Raw genomic sequence first — 17,632 nt, forward strand, 5'->3', positions numbered from 1 at the left:
CGCTTTCGCCTGGGGAGGGGATGGGCGAGCTTTGGCGATGCCCGGGGTGGGTGTCAAGCAAGGCCAGAATGCACGATTGCGCAAGCCTTCCGATGCATTTGCGAAGCGCCTCGCGCCGCGCTCCGCTGAGGTCGGAACGCCTTGCAACGCGGACGAAGGCGGCGCCAGAATGCGGCCATTGCTTCCGCGTCACCCATAAGGATTTCCGATGCCCGATCCCCTCGCCGCTTCCCTGCGCCTGGCGCCCGATGCGCTCACCCGCCCCTTCGATCCCCAGCAGTTCGCCTTCGCCACCACCGACGATCTCGAACCTTTCCGCGGCGTGCTCGGCCAGGAGCGCGCGGTGGAAGCCCTGCAGTTCGGCGTCGCCATGCCGCGCCCGGGTTACAACGTTTATGTAATGGGCGAGCCGGGTACCGGTCGTTTCTCCTTCGTGCAGCGCTACCTCAAGGCTGAAGGCAAGCGCCTGGAAACGCCGATGGACTGGGTCTACGTCAACAACTTCGAGGAGCCGCGCGAGCCGCGCGCCGTGCAGTTGCCACCGGGTGAGGCGAACGCCTTCATCACCGACATCGGCCAGCTTGTGGATAACCTGCTGGCGACCTTCCCGGCGGTGTTCGAGACGCCCACGTTCCAGCAGAAGAAGAGCGCGATCGACCGCGCCTTCAACCAGCGTTACGACCGTGCCCTGGATGTGATCGAGCGCCTGGCGCTGGAGAGGGACGTGGCGCTCTACCGCGACAGCGCCAATATCGCCTTCACCCCGATGAAGGATGGCAAGGCGCTGGACGAGGCCGAGTTCGCCCAACTGCCCGAAGCCGAGCGCGAACGCTTCCACGAGGATATCTCCAGCCTGGAGGAGCGCCTCAACGAGGAGCTGGCCAGCCTGCCGCAGTGGAAGCGCGAGTCCAGCAACCAACTGCGCCAGCTCAACGACGAGACCATCACCCAGGCCCTGCAGCCGCTGCTGTGCGTGCTCTCCGAGAAGTACGCGGAGAACGCTGGCGTGGTCGCCTACCTGCAGGCCATGCAGGTGAACCTGCTGAAGACCGTGGTCGACCAGATGCTCGACGACAAGCCGGACCTGCAGCGCCGCGAGATGCTCGAGGAGCAGTACTGCCCGAGCCTGGTGGTGGGCCATCCGGCCAGCGGCGGCGCGCCGGTGGTGTTCGAGTCGCACCCGACCTACGACAACCTGTTCGGCCGCATCGAGTACGGCACCGACCAGGGCGCCCTCTATACCAGCTACCGGCAGTTGCGCCCCGGTGCCCTGCACCGCGCCAACGGCGGCTTCCTGGTGCTGGAGGCGGAGAAGCTGCTGAGCGAGCCCTTCGTCTGGGATGCGCTCAAGCGCGCCCTGCACTCGCGCCAACTGAAGATGGAATCGCCCCTGGCCGAGCTGGGCCGCCTGGCCACGGTGACCCTGACGCCCCAGGTGATCCCGCTGCAGCTGAAGGTGGTGATCATCGGTTCGCGCCAGCTGTATTACACGCTGCAGGACCTGGATCCGGACTTCCAGGAGATGTTCCGCGTGCTGGTGGACTTCGACGAGGAGATCCCGCTGTCGGAAGAGACCCTCGAACAGTTCGCCCAACTGCTCAAGACCCGTACCTCGGAGGAGGGCATGGCGCCGCTGAGCGCTGCCGCGGTGGCGCGCCTGGCCACCTACAGCGCGCGCCTGGCGGAGAACCAGAAGCGCCTCTCGGCGAAGATCGGCGACCTGTTCCAGCTGCTCAGCGAGGCGGACTTCGTGCGCCAGTTGGCCGGCGAGAAGGTGACCGATGCCGAGCACATCGAGCGTGCGTTGAAATCCAAGGCGACCCGCACCGGGCGCGTTTCGGCGCGCATCCTCGATGACATGCTGGCGGGCATCATCCTCATCGACACCGATGGCGCGGCGGTGGGCAAGTGCAATGGCCTCACCGTGCTGGAGGTGGGCGATTCGGCCTTTGGCGTGCCCGCGCGGATTTCCGCCACGGTGTACCCGGGCGGCTCGGGTATCGTCGACATCGAGCGCGAGGTCAACCTCGGGCAGCCCATCCACTCCAAGGGCGTGATGATCCTCACCGGTTACCTGGGCAGTCGTTATGCACAGGAGTTCCCGCTGGAGATTTCCGCGAGCATCGCCCTGGAGCAGTCCTACGGCTACGTCGACGGCGACAGCGCGTCCCTGGGCGAGGTCTGCACCCTGATCTCGGCTCTGTCGCGCACGCCGTTGAAACAGTGCTTCGCCATCACCGGCTCGATCAACCAGTTCGGCGAGGTGCAGGCGGTCGGCGGGGTCAACGAGAAGATCGAGGGCTTCTTCCGCCTCTGCGAGGCGCGTGGCCTGACGGGCGAACAGGGCGTGATCATCCCCCAGGCCAACGTCGCCACCCTGATGCTCGACGAGCGCGTGTTGCAGGCGGTGCGTGCCGGACGCTTCCATGTCTACGCGGTGCGCCAGGCCGACGAGGCGCTGAGCCTGCTGGTGGGCGAGGCGGCGGGCAGCCCGGACGACAAGGGCCGTTTCCCCAAGGGCAGCGTCAACGCCCGGGTGGTGGAGCGCCTGCGCGAGATCGCCGAGATGGGCATGGAGGAGGAAGAGAAACCCGATGCGGCCAAGGAAGCCGTCGCTGCGCTGGAGAAAGCGCCGGCGCCGGCCAAGCCGCCGCGCAAGGGACCGAAGAAGGAGCCCGGCAAGAAGACCCCGCCCGAGGACAAGATCCAGGGGCCGGCCTGACCAGGCGATGACCGGTCACGGCGCTTGCGTGCGTCGTGGCTGGTCAGTCATTGAGCGATAAGGGCCGGCCCAGCGCGGCTGCCGGTCCGACAGACTTTTCACCACTCCATCCACAGGCTTATCCACAGCTGGCGTGGATAAGGTTTCCTCACTTCCTCACGGTTGCATGCGGGTGTAGGCTGGCCGCAGGTCTACGCGAGGAACGCCGTTATGTCCCGCAACCTCTGCCTTACCCGTCAATGCCTGGGGTTGGTTACGCGCATCGAGTGCGTGATCCTGCCACTGGCTGGAGAGAAGGGACTCTGGACGCTTATCTGCGCGGCCGGCATCTCCGGGGCGCAGCCCTCCGCGCTAAAGGCGCAGGGCCCATTCCACGGGCCTTTCGTCGCTGAATCGGTACTGTCTGCGATTGCCTCTTGCCTGGCCGAGCTGGGCTACTGCGAATGCGCGGACCCGATGATCTGGCGTATCCATGTGCAGGGTGAGTTGCGCCGGCTGAACGGCGAGCGGCGTCACAGCCTGGGCAGCTTCCTGTTCAGCCCGGAGACCTGACGGCCGCTTCGTTGAGCAGCTTTTGCGCAGCGCCCGACAAGCCCCGACCACGCCTGCTCCGGGCCATCGTTCCCAAGACTGTTCACAGGGTTATCCACAGCTGTTGGGGATATTTCGGGGCATTACTTGCCTGTTTTTCTGTAGGAATGTGCTCGTTATACTCGCCGCCAGTTTTGATTCTGGATGCGAGGCTTCATGGAACGCTTATTGGAAAACACGATGTACGCGGCGCGCTGGCTGCTGGCGCCCATCTACTTCGGCCTGTCCCTGGCGCTGTTGGCGCTGTCGCTGAAGTTCTTCCAGGAGGTCTATCACGTCCTCCCGCATGTTTTCGAGAAAACCGAAGCCGAACTGATCCTGGTGCTGCTGTCGCTGATCGACATGTCGCTGGTGGGCGGCTTGCTGGTGATGGTGATGATCTCGGGCTACGAGAACTTCGTCTCCCAGCTGGATATCGATGAAGGCAAGGAGAAGCTCAGCTGGCTGGGCAAGATGGATTCCGGCTCGCTGAAGATGAAGGTGGCGGCGTCCATCGTGGCGATATCGTCGATCCACCTGCTGCGAGTGTTCATGGATGCGCAGAACATCGATAACGCCAAGATCATGTGGTACGTGATCCTGCACATGACCTTCGTGATCTCGGCGTTCGCCATGGGTTACCTGGACAAGATGACCAAGCACGATCACTGATCGCCTTCCTGCGCCACCATGACCGCCCGTCAGCGTCCTGCTCGCGGGCGGTCGTGTTTCTGCCCGGCGGTTTTGATCCTGTACAGAAACTGTATTTAACTTTTTCCTGTACAGACCGCGAGGTGACGCCATGAACCTGCAGACCCTTTCCAGCGAAGCCCGTGCCGGGCATATCGAGGGGCTCGACCTCATCTCCATGGAAGGGGGCATCTACCTGTTGCAGGCGCATATCGATGGGCGCTGCCACACCCTGGACGATGGCCGCGGCCATGCGATGCAACTGCGCTCGGTGGAGCATGCGCGGGGGCTGTTGCACGAGCTGCCGCGCCTGCCTTTCTATCTGGTGCATGCGTCGGTGCACGACGAAATGTGCGGCATCGCCCCCGATGGGCGCAGCGCGTTGCGGGTGCCGCTGTCGATGGGTTCCAGCCGCTGAACGGGCGAGGTGCGATGCGGGGATAGGGCGCGGAAGGGGGGCTGTGCTAGTCTGGCCGACCTTTTTTCCAGAGCGGAGCCCCGGCCATGTCCGAACTCGAATTTTCCACCGATGAAACCCGTGTCAGCTATGGCATCGGCCGCCAGCTGGGCGACCAGATCCGTGACAATCCCCCGCCCGGCGTGAGCATCGACGCCGTTGTCGCCGGCCTACGCGACGCCTTCGCCGGCATCGAGAGCCGTGTGGATGGCAATGCCCTGTCCGCCGCCTTCAAGGTGATCCGCGAGCGTATGCAGGCTGAAGCCCAGGAGAAAGCCGATGCCGCCGCTGGCGAAGGCCGTGCCTACCTGGTGGAGAACGCCAAGCGTGAAGGCGTGACCCAGCTGCCGTCCGGCCTGCAGTATGAAGTGCTGGTCGCGGGCGAGGGCGCCAAGCCTTCCGCCGAAGACACCGTGCGCACCCACTACCACGGCACCCTGATCGACGGCACCGTGTTCGACAGCTCCTACAACCGTGGCGAGCCGGCTGAGTTCCCGGTGGGTGGCGTGATCGCCGGTTGGGTCGAGGCCCTGCAACTGATGAACGCCGGCAGCAAGTGGCGCCTGCACGTGCCCAGCGAGCTGGCCTATGGCGCCCAGGGTGTTGGCAGCATCCCGCCCCACAGCGTGCTGGTGTTCGACGTGGAGCTGCTGGAAATCCTCTGAGCCTTCTCAGGGTGATTGCCGGGCGCGTCGTCCCTGACGGCCCGGGAACCGGCGGAGGCGCCTTTGCCTCCGCTCGCACGGCTGGCGGCCCGGGGCGCCGGCCATGCGGATGACGCGTCCTGCGTCATCTGAACCCCTCTCAGTGCAGCTGGATTTCGTTGTGCGGACGCAGTGCCCGCGCATAGCAGAAGAGGAACAGGCTGCGCACCAGCTCCTTGAGTATCAGGGGCTCGCTGGACGTCAGGCCGGCGAGGTCGAGATCCCCCTGGTCCCGTAGTTCGTCGAGGGCCTCCTCTTCGAGGATGGCGCACACTTCGCCGGTTTCACGGTGGAGGATGCGCAGGTAGGGGTGCGGGCGATCCAGCCAGGCATCGATCAGGTAGGTCATGGCTCATCTCCTTGAAAAGCAGTAAGATGAGAATAATTCCTATTATCAAAATAGCAAGCGCGATTTGCAGCCTTTCGTCGTCTGCTTGATCCAGGTCACGCTGGATGGTGCGCCCGAGTCTGCTCCCGCGTCCCATATCCACTGCGTTGTGAGCTGGTTCGGAAGGAGTTGGCGATGGCGCAATAAAAAGCCCGTCACGAGGACGGGCTTTTGCTGGTGCGGGTGTGGATCAGTGCGTGCGGGCCACGGCGAAGCGAGTGAGCTCGATCAGGGCGTCGCGGTATTCGTTGTCCGGCAGCACCTCCAGGCAGGCGATGGCGCGCTCGGCGTAGTCGCGGGCGAGGCGGGCGGTGTAGTCCAGCGCGCCGGCGGCTTCGACGGCTGCGCGGACGCCTTCCAGGTCCTGGCTGCCGCCCTGCTGGATGGCCTGGCGGACCACGGCGGCCTGCTCGGCGGTGCCGTCACGCATGGTGGCGATCAGCGGCAGGGTAGGCTTGCCCTCGGCCAGGTCGTCGCCGACGTTCTTGCCCAGGGTGGCGGCGTCGCCGCGGTAGTCGAGCAGGTCGTCCACCAGCTGGAAGGCGATGCCCAGGTAGTCACCGAAGGTGCGCAGGGCTTCGACCTGTTCGGCTGGGGCCTGGGCCAGCGCGGCGGCGCTGTGGGTGGAGGCTTCGAAGAGCATCGCGGTCTTGCCGCGGATGACTTCCATATAGGTTTCTTCGGTGGTGCTGGCGTCGCGGATCTTCGACAGCTGCAGCACTTCGCCCTCGGCGATCACGCGGGTGGCCTGGGAGATGATGCGCATCACCGGCATCGAGCCCAGTTCCACCATCATTTCGAAGGAGCGCGCATAGAGGAAGTCGCCCACCAGCACGCTCGGCGCGTTGCCCCACAGTGCATTGGCGGTGGAACGGCCGCGGCGCAGGCCGGAGGCATCGACCACGTCGTCGTGCAGCAGGGTGGAGGTGTGCAGGAATTCGATGGTGGCGGCGAGCAGGCGCAGTTGCTCACCGCCAAAGCCCAGGGCGTTGCCGCTGAGCAGGACCAGGAGCGGGCGCAGGCGCTTGCCGCCGGCGGACACGATGTAGTCGCCGATCTTTTCCACCAGGGGAACGCGGGAGGTGAGTTGCCGACGGATGATGTCGTCGACTGCGGTAAAATCGTCCGCCACCACGCGGTAGAAGGCCTGGGGTTGCATCGGCGAGGGGTGCTCCTTTGAGGTTGCGCGGCATGCTAGGGGGCAGGGTGGGGGCTGTCAAGGCGAGTACCAGCGGTGCTTGCGCGGTAATCATGGCTTGCGTACAATCGCGGCCCCTGAACTTCCTTGGGCATTTTCCTGCCTTACGCAATTGCACGGGTTCCAGTTCCGGCCCCATGCAGCCATGCCGACCCCTACTTATTTCTATAAAGCGTCGGGTGAGCAGGTTTAACGGAGAAAATCCATGTACGCAGTTATCGTTACCGGCGGCAAGCAATACAAAGTCGCTGAAGGTGAATTCCTCAAGATCGAGAAGCTCGAGATCGCCACCGGCGAATCCGTGACCTTCGATCGCGTTCTGCTGATCGGCAATGGCGACGACGTGAAAATCGGCGCTCCGGTCGTTGATGGCGCCAAAGTAGTCGCTGAAGTGGTCGCTCAAGGCCGTCACGACAAAGTGCGCATCATCAAGTTCCGCCGTCGTAAGCACCACATGAAGCGCCAGGGCCACCGCCAGTGGTTCACTGAAATCAAAATCACCGGCATCCAGGCCTAATTTCCTTTTTTGGAGGATTTGACTCATGGCACACAAAAAAGCTGGCGGTTCTACCCGCAACGGCCGCGACTCAGAAAGTAAACGCCTTGGCGTGAAACTGTACGGCGGCCAGGTCATCAAGGCCGGCAACATCATCGTGCGTCAGCGCGGCACCAAGTTCCACGCCGGTTACGGCGTTGGCCTGGGCAAAGACCACACCCTGTTCGCGAAAGTGGACGGCGTGGTCAAGTTCGAGGTCAAAGGCGCTTTCGGTCGCAAGTACGTGAGCGTCGTCGCGGCCTAATCGCGACTCCGCTGCAAAAGCCCTGTCTCGCGACGGGGCTTTTTTGTTTCTGATAGATGGAAACTCCGATTTGCGCGGGCTTCCCTGTATCCTTGTGTTCTTTTTTCTTTCAACCCGTCCCGCGTGGCGGGAGGCGTCCTGATGAAATTCGTCGATGAAGTATCGATCTTTGTAAAAGCGGGTGACGGCGGCAACGGCCTGATGAGTTTCCGTCGCGAAAAATTCATTGAGAAGGGCGGCCCCAACGGCGGCGATGGCGGTGACGGCGGCTCCGTGTTCATGGAAGCTGACCCGAACCTGAACACCCTGGTCGACTATCGCTACACCCGTCGTTTCGATGCCCAGCGTGGCGAGAACGGCGGCAGCAAGGACTGCACCGGGCGCAAGGGTGAGGATCTGGTCCTGCCCGTTCCGGTCGGGACCACCATTATCGATGCCGGCACCCAGGAAATCATTGGCGACCTGACCAAGCCCGGTCAGCGGCTGATGGTCGCCCAGGGCGGCTGGCATGGCCTGGGCAACGCCCGTTTCAAGTCGAGCACCAACCGTGCGCCGCGCCAGACCACCAACGGCAAGCCGGGCGATTCCCGTGACCTCAAGCTGGAGCTGAAGGTGCTGGCCGACGTCGGCCTGCTGGGCCTGCCGAACGCGGGCAAGAGCACCTTCATCCGTGCCGTTTCCGCGGCCAAGCCGAAGGTTGCCGATTACCCCTTCACCACCCTGGTGCCGAACCTGGGCGTGGTCAGCGTGGGGCGCTACAAGAGCTTCGTCGTGGCCGACATTCCTGGCCTGATCGAAGGCGCCGCCGAAGGTGCGGGTCTGGGTATCCGCTTCCTCAAGCACCTGGCGCGTACCCGCCTGCTGCTGCATATCGTCGATATGGCGCCGCTGGACGAGAGCGATCCGGCTGAAGCCGCTGCCACCATCATCGAGGAACTGGGTCGATTCAGTCCCGCGCTCACCGAGCGTGACCGTTGGCTGGTACTGAACAAGGCCGACCAGCTTCTCGACGAGGATCGCGAGGCTCGCCTGAGGGCGGTGATCGAGCGCCTGGGGTGGGAGGGTCCGGTCCATGTGATCTCCGCACTGGAGCGCGAGGGCACCGAGGCGCTGTCCCAGGAGATCATGCGCTACCTCGACGAGCGCACCCTGCGCATGAGTGAGGAGCCCGAGTACGCCGAGGAGCTCGCGGAGCTGGATCAGCGCATCGAGGACGAGGCGCGTGCCCGCCTGCAGGCGTTGGACGATCAGCGCGCCCTGCGCCGTGCTGGCCTGAAGAGCGCTGGTGCGGAAGATGACGACGATGACTTCGATGATGACGAAGACGACGGCGACGGTCCGGAAATCTTCTACGTTCCCTGATGAGTGCGCCGCTCGGCGCAAATGATCGCCATAGGCTGTGCGCCATGGGCCGCACGGCTTTCTAGCTAAGGTTGGAAGATATGCGGGACAAGGTGACGGGCGCGCAGCGCTGGGTGGTCAAGATCGGCAGTGCGCTGCTGACGGCGGATGGTCGTGGTCTCGACCGTGATGCCATGGCGGTCTGGGTCGAGCAGATGGTGGCCCTACGCAATGCCGGGGTCGAGCTGGTGCTGGTTTCCTCTGGCGCTGTGGCGGCGGGCATGAGTCGCCTGGGCTGGAATGCCCGGCCGAAAGCCATGCATGAATTGCAGGCTGCGGCTGCGGTGGGGCAGATGGGGTTGGTGCAGGCCTGGGAGTCGAGTTTCGGCGAGCATGGCCGGCACACCGCGCAGATTCTCCTGACCCATGACGACCTCTCCGATCGCAAGCGCTACCTCAATGCGCGCAGCACCCTGCGCACCCTGGTCGAGCTCGGCACCATTCCGGTGATCAACGAGAACGATACGGTGGTGACCGACGAAATCCGTTTCGGCGACAACGACACCCTCGCGGCCCTGGTGGCCAACCTGGTCGAGGCCGACCTGCTGGTGATCCTCACCGATCGCGACGGCATGTTCGATGCCGATCCGCGCCACAATCCCGATGCCCAGCTGATTTTCGAGGCCCGTGCCGATGACCCGGCGCTGGACGCCGTGGCGGGCGGCACCGGTGGTGCGCTGGGTCGTGGCGGCATGCAGACCAAGCTGCGTGCGGCGCGCCTGGCGGCTCGTTCCGGTGCGCATACGGTGATCGTCGGTGGGCGTATCGAGCGGGTGCTGGATCGCCTCAAGGCGGGCGAGCGCCTGGGCACCCTGCTGGCGCCCGAGCGCGGCATGCTGGCGGCGCGCAAGCAGTGGCTGGCCGGCCATCTGCAGACTCGCGGCAACCTGGTGCTGGACGCGGGTGCGGTGAAGGCCCTACGTGACGATCGCAAGAGCTTGCTGCCGGTGGGCGTGAAGGCCGTGCAGGGCAGCTTCCGTCGTGGCGAGATGGTGGTCTGTGTCGGGCCGGATGGGCGCGAGGTGGCGCGCGGCCTGGTCAACTACAGTGCCCTGGAGGCGCAGAAGATCATCGGGCAGTCCTCCGAACAGGTGGAGAAGCTGCTGGGTTATGTCGATGAGCCCGAGCTGGTGCATCGGGACAATCTGGTTCTGGTCTGAAGGAGCGTTCGGATGCGCATGATCAAGGGGTTGTCGGCATTGGCGCTGTGCGTGCCTTTGCTGGCTGCGGCGGAGGAGATCGGTTCGGTCTCGACCGTGTTCAAGTGGGTGGGGCCGAACGACAAGATCGTCGTCGAGGCTTTCGATGACCCCAAGGTGGAGGGCGTGACCTGCTACCTGTCGCGCGCCAAGACCGGCGGAGTGAGGGGTGGGCTCGGCCTGGCGGAGGATCGTGCCGAGGCTTCCATTGCGTGCCGCCAGGTTGGGGCGATTCACTTCAAGGGCGAATTGAAGGATGGCGAGGAGGTCTTCAAGGAGCGCACCTCGCTGGTGTTCAAGACCATGCAGGTGGTGCGTTTCTTCGACCAGAAGCGCAATACGCTGGTGTATCTGGTGTACAGCGATCGGATAATCGAGGGCAGCCCGCAGAATGCGGTTACGGCGATTCCGATCCTGCCCTGGGTCGAGTCGCGCTGAAGATCAAAAGCCCGGTTCGCCGGGCTTTTTTGTGCCTGGTGCTTGGCTTTACTTTTCTACGGGCAATAAAAAACCGGCCCTGAGGCCGGTCTTTCATCAGAAGCAAAGCTTAGGCAGCAGCCTGGCCGAGCGCCTTGATGTGGGCGTTCAGGCGGCTCTTGTGACGAGCAGCTTTGTTCTTGTGGATGATGCCCTTGTCGGCCATACGGTCGATTACCGGAACGGCCAGGGTGTAGGCGTTCTGGGCCTTGGGCAGGTCCTTGGCATCGATCGCCTTGACGACGTTCTTGATGTAGGTACGGACCATGGAGCGCAGGCTGGCGTTATGGCTACGACGCTTCTCAGCCTGTTTTGCGCGTTTTTTGGCAGAAGGTGTATTGGCCACCGTCAAGCTCCTCGAAAACTGGGGGGATACAAACAAATAAGGCCGCGAATCATGCCGATGCGATGAAGCAATGTCAAGGGCAGGTACGGCTTCCCTACAAAGGGGCGACGAGCGTACCTCAGATCGGCGGGCAGCGTGATTTATTTCTGCACCGGCTCTACACTCGCGGCCTCCGAAAACCAGCGCGTTGGCCTGGTTGCGGCCCCGCCCGCCGGGCGCAAACCCTTCATGCTCACCCCGGAATGCAAGCAGCCTGACCTTATGAACCTGCTCAAATCGCTGGCGGCCGTCAGTTCCATCACCATGCTTTCTCGGGTCCTCGGCTTCGTTCGCGACACCATCGTGGCGCGCATCTTCGGTGCCGGCGTGGCGACCGACGCCTTCTTCGTTGCCTTCAAGCTGCCCAACCTGTTGCGGCGGATCTTCGCGGAGGGCGCGTTCTCCCAGGCCTTCGTGCCGATCCTGGCGGAGTACAAGAGCCAGCAGGGAGAGGAGGCCACCCGCACCTTCCTGGCGTATGTATCCGGTTTGCTGACGCTGGTGCTGGCGATTGTCACGGCCATCGGCATACTCGCCGCGCCCTGGGTGATCTGGGCTACGGCGCCGGGCTTCACCGATACGCCGGAAAAATTCGAGCTGACCACCTCGCTGCTGCGGGTGACTTTCCCCTACATCTTCCTTATCTCTCTCTCGTCCCTGGCCGGGGCTGTGCTCAATACCTGGAACCGTTTCGCCGTGCCGGCCTTCGTGCCGACACTGCTGAACGTGGCGATGATCATCTTCGCGCTGTTCCTGACACCTTATTTCGACCCGCCGGTGATGGCCCTGGGCTGGGCGACCCTGGCCGGCGGCCTGGCGCAGTTGCTGTACCAGCTGCCGCACCTGAAGCGCATCGGCATGCTCGTGCTGCCGCGCCTGAACCTGCGGGACAGCGGCGTATGGCGGGTGATGAAGCAGATGGGGCCGGCGATCTTCGGTGTTTCGGTGAGCCAGATCTCGCTGATCATCAACACCATTTTCGCGTCCTTCCTGGCGGCCGGCTCGGTGTCGTGGATGTACTACGCCGACCGCCTGATGGAGCTGCCGTCCGGTGTGCTGGGCGTGGCCCTGGGCACCATTCTGCTGCCGTCGCTGGCCAAGACCTATGCCAGCGATGATCGCCAGGCCTATTCGCAGCTGCTGGATTGGGGGCTGCGCCTGTGCTTCTTGCTGGTGCTGCCTTGCGCACTGGCGTTGGCGCTGATCGCCGAGCCGCTGACGGTGTCGCTGTTCCAGTACGGCAAGTTCAGCGCCCATGATGCGGAGATGACCCAGCGTGCACTGATCGCTTACTCGGCGGGGCTGCTTGGGATCATTCTGGTCAAGGTGCTAGCGCCTGGCTTCTACGCCCGGCAGAACCTGCGCACGCCGGTGCGTATCGCCCTGTTCACCCTGGTTGCGACGCAACTGATGAACCTCGTCTTCATCGGCCCGCTACAGCACGCGGGGCTGGCATTGGCCATTGGCCTGGCCGCTTGCCTCAATGCCGCGCTGCTGTTCTGGCAATTGCGCCGGCAGAAGCTGTTCGAGCCACAGCCCGGTTGGCCGATGTTCCTGACCAAGCTGCTGGTGGCGGTGGCCTTGATGGCGGCGGTGCTGGTGGGCGGCATGTGGCTGCTACCGGCTTGGGACCAGGGCGACATGCTGCTGCGCCTGTTACGCCTGGGTGGGTTGGTCACGGCAGGGGCGCTGAGCTATTTCGCTACGTTGGCGTTGCTCGGCTTCCGCCTGCGACACTTCGCCCGACGTGCGATCTGAGCTTCCTGGGGCCGCCTGATCGGGCATCGGCGCGGCCCGTCAGCGGCGCCTGTTGTCTGGCTGCGGGTGTGCGTATAATTCGGCCACTTTGTGAACAAGACGTGTGCTATGCAGCTGGTCCGAGGCCTCCATAACCTGCGGCCCCAACTTGGGGGTTGCGTTGCCACCATCGGCAATTTCGACGGCGTACACCGTGGTCATCAAGCCATTCTCAAACGCTTGCGCGAGCGCGCAGCCGAGTTGGGCGTGCCCAGCTGCGTGGTGATTTTCGAGCCGCAACCCCGCGAGTTCTTCGGCCCCGATACCGCCCCCGTGCGGCTGACCCGCCTGCGCGACAAGCTGGAGTTGCTGGCTGCCGAAGGTGTGGACCGCGTGCTGTGCCTGGCCTTCAACCGCCGGCTGCGCGAACTCAGCGCCGCCGAGTTCGTGCATGCGGTGCTGGTCGAGGGGCTTGGGGTCAAGCATCTGGAAGTGGGCGATGACTTCCGCTTCGGCTGTGATCGCGCCGGCGACTTCGCATTCCTGCAGATGGCCGGTGCGGCCGAAGGCTTCAGCGTGGAAGCTGCCGCCACCGTCGAGCTGGATGACGTACGGGTGAGCAGTACGCGCGTGCGCCAGGCCCTGGCCGCTGCCGATTTCGCCCTGGCCGAGCGCCTGCTGGGCCGGCCTTTTTCCATCACGGGGCGGGTGCTGCACGGGCAGAAGCTGGCGCGCCAACTGGGTACGCCCACGGCCAACGTGCAGCTCAAGCGTCGGCGCGTTCCCCTTTCCGGGGTCTTTCTGGTCAGCGTCGAACTGGACGGCCAGCGCCGCCCCGGCGTTGCCAACATCGGCGTGCGTCCCACCGTGAAGGGGGATGGCAAGGCCCACCTGGAAGTGCATCTGCTGGATTACTCCGCCGATCTGTATGACCGGCGCATCAGCGTGACCTTCCACCACAAGCTGCGTGAAGAGCAGCGTTTCGCCTCCCTCGAGGCGTTGAAGTCGGCGATCGACGCGGACGTCGCCGCAGCCCGTGCCTACTGGCAAGGCATCCCAATTCAATGATGAGCCTGGACTGACATGACCGATTACAAAGCGACCCTCAACCTGCCGGAAACGGCATTTCCGATGAAGGCCGGTCTTCCCCAGCGTGAGCCGGAGACCCTGCAGCGCTGGGACTCCATTGGGCTCTATCAGAAGCTGCGCCAGATCGGTGAGGGCCGCCCGAAGTTCGTCCTGCACGATGGCCCGCCCTATGCCAACGGCAGCATCCACATCGGTCACGCGGTCAACAAGATCCTCAAGGACATCATTCTCCGTTCCAAGACCCTGGCGGGCTTCGATGCCCCCTATGTACCGGGCTGGGACTGCCACGGCCTGCCGATCGAGCACAAGGTTGAGACCACCCACGGCAAGAACCTCCCTGCCGACAAGACCCGTGAACTCTGCCGTGCCTATGCCGCCGAGCAGATCGAAGGGCAGAAGGCCGATTTCATCCGCCTGGGTGTATTGGGCGAATGGGACAACCCCTACAAGACCATGGCCTTCGCCAACGAGGCCGGTGAGATCCGCGCCCTGGCCGAGATGGTCAAGCAGGGCTTCGTGTTCAAGGGTCTGAAGCCGGTCAACTGGTGCTTCGATTGCGGTTCCGCCCTGGCCGAGGCCGAGGTGGAGTACCAGGACAAGAAGTCCGACGCCATCGATGTCGCCTTCCTGGTCGAAGACGCCGACAAGCTGGCCGCGGCATTCGGCCTGTCGAGCCTGGCCAAGCCGGCCGCCATCGTCATCTGGACCACCACCCCCTGGACCATCCCGGCCAACCAGGCGCTGAACGTCCACCCCGAGTTCAACTACGCCCTGGTCGATACCGGCGCGCGCCTGCTGTTGCTGGCCGAAGAACTGGTGGAATCCTGCCTGGCACGCTTCGGCCTCGAAGGCCAGGTGATCGCCACCGCCAAGGGCGAAGCACTGGAAAACATCCGTTTCCGCCATCCGTTCTACGAGCGCCTGTCGCCGGTCTACCTGGCCGAGTACGTCGAGCTGGGTGCCGGCACCGGTGTGGTCCACTCCGCTCCGGCCTATGGCGAGGACGACTTCCGCTCCTGCAAGCACTACGGCATGAGCAACGACGACATCCTCAGCCCGGTGCAGAGCAATGGCGTCTACGTCCAGGACCTGCCCTTCTTCGGCGGCCAGTTCATCTGGAAGGCCAACCCGGCCATCGTCGCCAAGCTGGAAGAGGTTGGTGCGCTGCTCAAACACGAGAGCATCAACCACAGCTACATGCACTGCTGGCGCCACAAGACCCCGCTGATCTACCGCGCCACCGCGCAGTGGTTCGTCGGCATGGACAAGCAGCCCAACGAAGGCGCCACCCTGCGCGAGCGCGCGCTGGCCGGCATCGAGCAGACCGAGTTCGTACCCGCCTGGGGCCAGGCGCGCCTGCACAACATGATCGCCGGCCGCCCGGACTGGTGCATCTCGCGCCAGCGCAACTGGGGCGTGCCGATCCCGTTCTTCCTGCACAAGGCCACCGGTGAGCTGCACCCGCGCACCGTCGAGCTGATGGAGGAAGTGGCCAAGCGCGTCGAACAGGAAGGCATCGAAGCCTGGTTCAAGCTGGACGCCGCCGAGCTGCTGGGCGATGAGGCCCCGCAATACGACAAGATCAGCGACACCCTGGACGTGTGGTTCGACTCCGGCACCACCCACTGGCACGTGCTGCGCGGCTCGCACCCGCTGGGCCACGCCAGCGGCCCGCGCGCCGACCTGTACCTGGAGGGCTCGGACCAGCACCGCGGCTGGTTCCATTCGTCCCTGCTGACCGGTTGCGCCATCGACAATCACCCGCCGTACCGCGCGCTGCTGACCCACGGCTTCACCGTCGACGAGTCCGGCCGCAAGATGTCCAAGTCCCTGGGCAACACCGTGGTGCCGCAGACGGTGATCGACACCCTGGGTGCCGACATCCTGCGCCTGTGGGTAGCGTCCACCGACTACTCCGGCGAGATCGCCGTTTCCCAGCAGATCCTGCAGCGCAGCGCCGATGCCTACCGCCGCATCCGCAACACCACGCGCTTCATGCTTTCCAACCTCTCGGGCTTCGACCCGGCGCAGCACCTGGTGCCGGTGGAGGACATGCTGGCCCTGGATCGCTGGGCCGTGGACCGTACCCTGCAGCTGCAACGCGAGCTGGAAGAAGCCTACGGCGAGTACCGCTTCTGGAACGTCTACTCCCGCGTGCACAACTTCTGCGTGCAGGAGCTGGGCGGCTTCTACCTCGACATCATCAAGGACCGCCAGTACACCACCCAGGCCGACAGCCTGGCGCGTCGCTCCTGCCAGTCCGCGCTGTTCCACATCGTCGAGGCGCTGGTGCGCTGGGTTGCGCCGATCCTGGCCTTCACCGCCGAGGAGGTCTGGCAGTTCATGCCGGGCGAGCGTGGCGAGTCGGTGATGCTCAACACCTGGTACCAGGGCCTGAGCGAGCTGCCGGAAGGCTTCGAGATGAGCAACGCCTTCTGGGAAGACGTGGTCGCGATCAAGGCTTCGGTGAACAAGGAGCTGGAGAACCTGCGTACCGCCAAGGCCATCGGCGGCAGCCTGCAGGCCGAGGTCACCGTCTTCGCCGAGGAGTCCCTGGCCGCCAAGCTGGCCAAGCTGGGCAACGAACTGCGCTTCGTGCTGATCACCTCCACCGCCGACGTGCAGCCCCTGGCCGCCGCACCGGCCGATGCAGTGGAAACCGAGGTGCCGGGCCTGAAACTGAAGATCCTCAAGTCCGTCCACGCCAAGTGCGGTCGTTGCTGGCACCACCGCGCGGATGTCGGCGTGAACGCCGCGCACCCCGAGCTGTGTGGTCGTTGCGTCGAGAACATCGAAGGCGCTGGTGAGGTTCGCCACTATGCCTGAGGCCCGTTTTGGCCGTCTCGGCTGGCTGCTGCTGAGCGTCCTGGTGTTCGTGCTGGACCAGGGTTCCAAGTGGGTGGTGCTGGACGTGATTCCGTTCCGCGAGCGGATCACCGTCATCCCCGGTTGGTTCGATTGGATTCACGTCTACAACACCGGTGCCGCCTTCAGTTTCCTCGCCGACAGCTCCGGCTGGCAGCGCTGGTTCTTCGCCCTGATCGCCCTGGTGGTCAGCGGCGTACTGGTGGTCTGGCTCAAGCGCCTGAAGGCCGACGAAACCTGGCTGGCCATTGCGCTGGCCATGGTCCTCGGTGGCGCATTGGGCAACCTCTATGACCGCGTGGTGCTTGGCCACGTGGTCGACTTCATCCTGGTGCATTGGCAGGATCGCTGGTACTTCCCCGCGTTCAACCTGGCCGATACCGCCATCACCCTGGGCGCCATCATGCTGGCGCTGGATATGTTCAAGTCGAAGAAGTCCGGAGAACCCGCTCATGACTGAGTCTCTCGCCACTGAGTCGCGCATCGGTCCGGATGCCCGGGTCACCCTGCATTTCGCCATCAAGTTGGAGAACGGTGATGTCGTCGACAGCACCTTCGACCGCCAGCCGGCCACCTTCAAGGTCGGCGATGGCAACCTGCTGCCGGGTTTCGAGGGCGCGTTGTTCGGTCTCAAGGCCGGTGACAAGCGGGTGCTGCCGATCGAGCCGGAGCAGGGTTTCGGCCAGCCGAACTCGCAGAACGTGCAGGTCATGCCGCGCAGCCAGTTCCAGGACATGGAACTCTCCGAAGGCCTGCTGATCATCTTCAATGATGCCGCCAACACCGAGTTGCCTGGCGTGGTGAAGCGCTTCGACGACAGCCATGTGACCATCGACTTCAACCACCCGCTGTCCGGCAAGTCGCTGCGCTTCGAGGTGGAGATTCTGGCAGTCGAGCCGGCGTGATTTCAGCTCCCGCAGGGGAGGGCGGCCGCAAGGCCAAGAGGTAGA

At 64.3% G+C, this 17,632-nt stretch carries 18 protein-coding genes; 15 read left to right on the plus strand and 3 right to left on the minus strand.

What is annotated here, in order from left to right; genetic code table 11:
- The first annotated feature begins 208 nt into the window (after positions 1–208).
- The 5 genes from PI990_RS05590 (at position 209) to PI990_RS05610 (ending at position 5,104) form a co-directional block, all read left to right on the plus strand.
- Positions 209–2,722, plus strand: coding sequence for a Lon protease family protein (locus PI990_RS05590; RefSeq protein ID WP_271660046.1), 2,514 nt, complete (start codon positions 209–211; stop codon positions 2,720–2,722).
- Between the two features lie 210 nt (positions 2,723–2,932).
- Entirely contained in the window at positions 2,933–3,274 is a 342-nt protein-coding gene (locus PI990_RS05595; RefSeq protein WP_021219386.1) for a PA4575 family protein, read from the plus strand.
- A 195-nt stretch (positions 3,275–3,469) separates the two neighbouring features.
- The gene (locus PI990_RS05600; RefSeq protein ID WP_031287650.1) at positions 3,470–3,964 is read left to right on the plus strand and encodes a TIGR00645 family protein; all 495 of its coding nucleotides are present in this window, start codon (positions 3,470–3,472) and stop codon (positions 3,962–3,964) included.
- Between the two features lie 130 nt (positions 3,965–4,094).
- A complete protein-coding gene (locus PI990_RS05605; RefSeq protein WP_021219384.1) occupies positions 4,095–4,400 on the plus strand; it encodes a DUF6482 family protein in 306 nt (101 codons plus the stop codon).
- Between the two features lie 86 nt (positions 4,401–4,486).
- Entirely contained in the window at positions 4,487–5,104 is a 618-nt protein-coding gene (locus PI990_RS05610; RefSeq protein WP_021219383.1) for an FKBP-type peptidyl-prolyl cis-trans isomerase, read from the plus strand.
- A 139-nt stretch (positions 5,105–5,243) separates the two neighbouring features.
- Here the strand turns inward: PI990_RS05610 and PI990_RS05615 are convergent, their stop codons facing one another.
- Both PI990_RS05615 and PI990_RS05620 read right to left on the minus strand, forming a co-directional pair.
- Positions 5,244–5,492, minus strand: coding sequence for a PA4570 family protein (locus tag PI990_RS05615; protein ID WP_021219382.1), 249 nt, complete (start codon positions 5,490–5,492; stop codon positions 5,244–5,246).
- A 229-nt stretch (positions 5,493–5,721) separates the two neighbouring features.
- The gene (locus tag PI990_RS05620) at positions 5,722–6,690 is read right to left on the minus strand and encodes a polyprenyl synthetase family protein (RefSeq protein WP_184488591.1); all 969 of its coding nucleotides are present in this window, start codon (positions 6,688–6,690) and stop codon (positions 5,722–5,724) included.
- A gap of 244 nt (positions 6,691–6,934) precedes the next feature.
- On the opposite strand from PI990_RS05620, the gene rplU reads away from it, so the two are divergent.
- The 5 genes from rplU to PI990_RS05645 all read left to right on the plus strand — a co-directional run bounded on the left by rplU (position 6,935) and on the right by PI990_RS05645 (position 10,567).
- Entirely contained in the window at positions 6,935–7,246 is a 312-nt protein-coding gene (gene rplU, locus PI990_RS05625) for a 50S ribosomal protein L21 (RefSeq protein ID WP_021219380.1), read from the plus strand.
- Between the two features lie 25 nt (positions 7,247–7,271).
- Entirely contained in the window at positions 7,272–7,529 is a 258-nt protein-coding gene (rpmA, locus tag PI990_RS05630; RefSeq protein ID WP_031287649.1) for a 50S ribosomal protein L27, read from the plus strand.
- Positions 7,530–7,670: 141 nt separating this feature from the next.
- Positions 7,671–8,891 (plus strand): Obg family GTPase CgtA, encoded by a 1,221-nt coding sequence (gene cgtA, locus PI990_RS05635; protein WP_271660047.1) that lies wholly within the window; start codon positions 7,671–7,673, stop codon positions 8,889–8,891.
- An 80-nt stretch (positions 8,892–8,971) separates the two neighbouring features.
- The gene (gene proB, locus PI990_RS05640; protein ID WP_271660048.1) at positions 8,972–10,090 is read left to right on the plus strand and encodes a glutamate 5-kinase; all 1,119 of its coding nucleotides are present in this window, start codon (positions 8,972–8,974) and stop codon (positions 10,088–10,090) included.
- Between the two features lie 12 nt (positions 10,091–10,102).
- Positions 10,103–10,567, plus strand: coding sequence for a CreA family protein (locus PI990_RS05645; RefSeq protein ID WP_271660049.1), 465 nt, complete (start codon positions 10,103–10,105; stop codon positions 10,565–10,567).
- A 109-nt stretch (positions 10,568–10,676) separates the two neighbouring features.
- On the opposite strand, the gene rpsT is transcribed toward PI990_RS05645, so the two are convergent.
- The gene (rpsT, locus tag PI990_RS05650; RefSeq protein ID WP_031287647.1) at positions 10,677–10,952 is read right to left on the minus strand and encodes a 30S ribosomal protein S20; all 276 of its coding nucleotides are present in this window, start codon (positions 10,950–10,952) and stop codon (positions 10,677–10,679) included.
- Between the two features lie 261 nt (positions 10,953–11,213).
- Here rpsT and murJ point away from each other — a divergent pair, with 261 nt between their 5' ends.
- The 5 genes from murJ to PI990_RS05675 all read left to right on the plus strand — a co-directional run bounded on the left by murJ (position 11,214) and on the right by PI990_RS05675 (position 17,587).
- Positions 11,214–12,749 carry a murein biosynthesis integral membrane protein MurJ gene (gene murJ, locus PI990_RS05655; RefSeq protein WP_271660050.1) on the plus strand — a complete coding sequence of 512 codons (1,536 nt, stop codon included), beginning with the start codon at positions 11,214–11,216 and terminating at the stop codon, positions 12,747–12,749.
- Between the two features lie 108 nt (positions 12,750–12,857).
- Positions 12,858–13,796 carry a bifunctional riboflavin kinase/FAD synthetase gene (gene ribF, locus PI990_RS05660; protein ID WP_021219373.1) on the plus strand — a complete coding sequence of 313 codons (939 nt, stop codon included), beginning with the start codon at positions 12,858–12,860 and terminating at the stop codon, positions 13,794–13,796.
- A 15-nt stretch (positions 13,797–13,811) separates the two neighbouring features.
- Entirely contained in the window at positions 13,812–16,643 is a 2,832-nt protein-coding gene (gene ileS / locus PI990_RS05665) for an isoleucine--tRNA ligase (protein ID WP_271660051.1), read from the plus strand.
- Positions 16,636–17,142 (plus strand): signal peptidase II, encoded by a 507-nt coding sequence (lspA, locus tag PI990_RS05670; protein WP_263400619.1) that lies wholly within the window; start codon positions 16,636–16,638, stop codon positions 17,140–17,142. Before ileS ends, lspA begins: the two co-directional genes overlap by 8 nt.
- Complete coding sequence (locus PI990_RS05675) at positions 17,135–17,587, plus strand: FKBP-type peptidyl-prolyl cis-trans isomerase (RefSeq protein ID WP_043243724.1); 453 nt, start codon at positions 17,135–17,137, stop codon at positions 17,585–17,587. Before lspA ends, PI990_RS05675 begins: the two co-directional genes overlap by 8 nt.
- Positions 17,588–17,632: the final 45 nt, after the last annotated feature.

This window comes from Pseudomonas sp. TUM22785 (assembly GCF_028198105.1).
Lineage (GTDB): Bacteria > Pseudomonadota > Gammaproteobacteria > Pseudomonadales > Pseudomonadaceae > Metapseudomonas > Metapseudomonas solani.

Excerpts from the sequence above, each read along its gene's own strand:
- ribF (WP_021219373.1), top strand. The coding sequence starts at position 12,858 with ATGCAGCTGGTCCGAGGCCTCCATAACCTGCGGCCCCAACTTGGGGGT.
- lspA (WP_263400619.1), top strand. The coding sequence starts at position 16,636 with ATGCCTGAGGCCCGTTTTGGCCGTCTCGGCTGGCTGCTGCTGAGCGTC.
- PI990_RS05590 (WP_271660046.1), top strand. The coding sequence starts at position 209 with ATGCCCGATCCCCTCGCCGCTTCCCTGCGCCTGGCGCCCGATGCGCTC.
- PI990_RS05600 (WP_031287650.1), top strand. The coding sequence starts at position 3,470 with ATGGAACGCTTATTGGAAAACACGATGTACGCGGCGCGCTGGCTGCTG.
- PI990_RS05605 (WP_021219384.1), top strand. The coding sequence starts at position 4,095 with ATGAACCTGCAGACCCTTTCCAGCGAAGCCCGTGCCGGGCATATCGAG.
- PI990_RS05595 (WP_021219386.1), top strand. The coding sequence starts at position 2,933 with ATGTCCCGCAACCTCTGCCTTACCCGTCAATGCCTGGGGTTGGTTACG.
- PI990_RS05675 (WP_043243724.1), top strand. The coding sequence starts at position 17,135 with ATGACTGAGTCTCTCGCCACTGAGTCGCGCATCGGTCCGGATGCCCGG.
- PI990_RS05620 (WP_184488591.1), bottom strand. The coding sequence starts at position 6,690 with ATGCAACCCCAGGCCTTCTACCGCGTGGTGGCGGACGATTTTACCGCA.
- PI990_RS05615 (WP_021219382.1), bottom strand. The coding sequence starts at position 5,492 with ATGACCTACCTGATCGATGCCTGGCTGGATCGCCCGCACCCCTACCTG.
- PI990_RS05610 (WP_021219383.1), top strand. The coding sequence starts at position 4,487 with ATGTCCGAACTCGAATTTTCCACCGATGAAACCCGTGTCAGCTATGGC.
- murJ (WP_271660050.1), top strand. The coding sequence starts at position 11,214 with ATGAACCTGCTCAAATCGCTGGCGGCCGTCAGTTCCATCACCATGCTT.
- rplU (WP_021219380.1), top strand. The coding sequence starts at position 6,935 with ATGTACGCAGTTATCGTTACCGGCGGCAAGCAATACAAAGTCGCTGAA.
- cgtA (WP_271660047.1), top strand. The coding sequence starts at position 7,671 with ATGAAATTCGTCGATGAAGTATCGATCTTTGTAAAAGCGGGTGACGGC.
- proB (WP_271660048.1), top strand. The coding sequence starts at position 8,972 with ATGCGGGACAAGGTGACGGGCGCGCAGCGCTGGGTGGTCAAGATCGGC.
- ileS (WP_271660051.1), top strand. The coding sequence starts at position 13,812 with ATGACCGATTACAAAGCGACCCTCAACCTGCCGGAAACGGCATTTCCG.
- PI990_RS05645 (WP_271660049.1), top strand. The coding sequence starts at position 10,103 with ATGCGCATGATCAAGGGGTTGTCGGCATTGGCGCTGTGCGTGCCTTTG.
- rpmA (WP_031287649.1), top strand. The coding sequence starts at position 7,272 with ATGGCACACAAAAAAGCTGGCGGTTCTACCCGCAACGGCCGCGACTCA.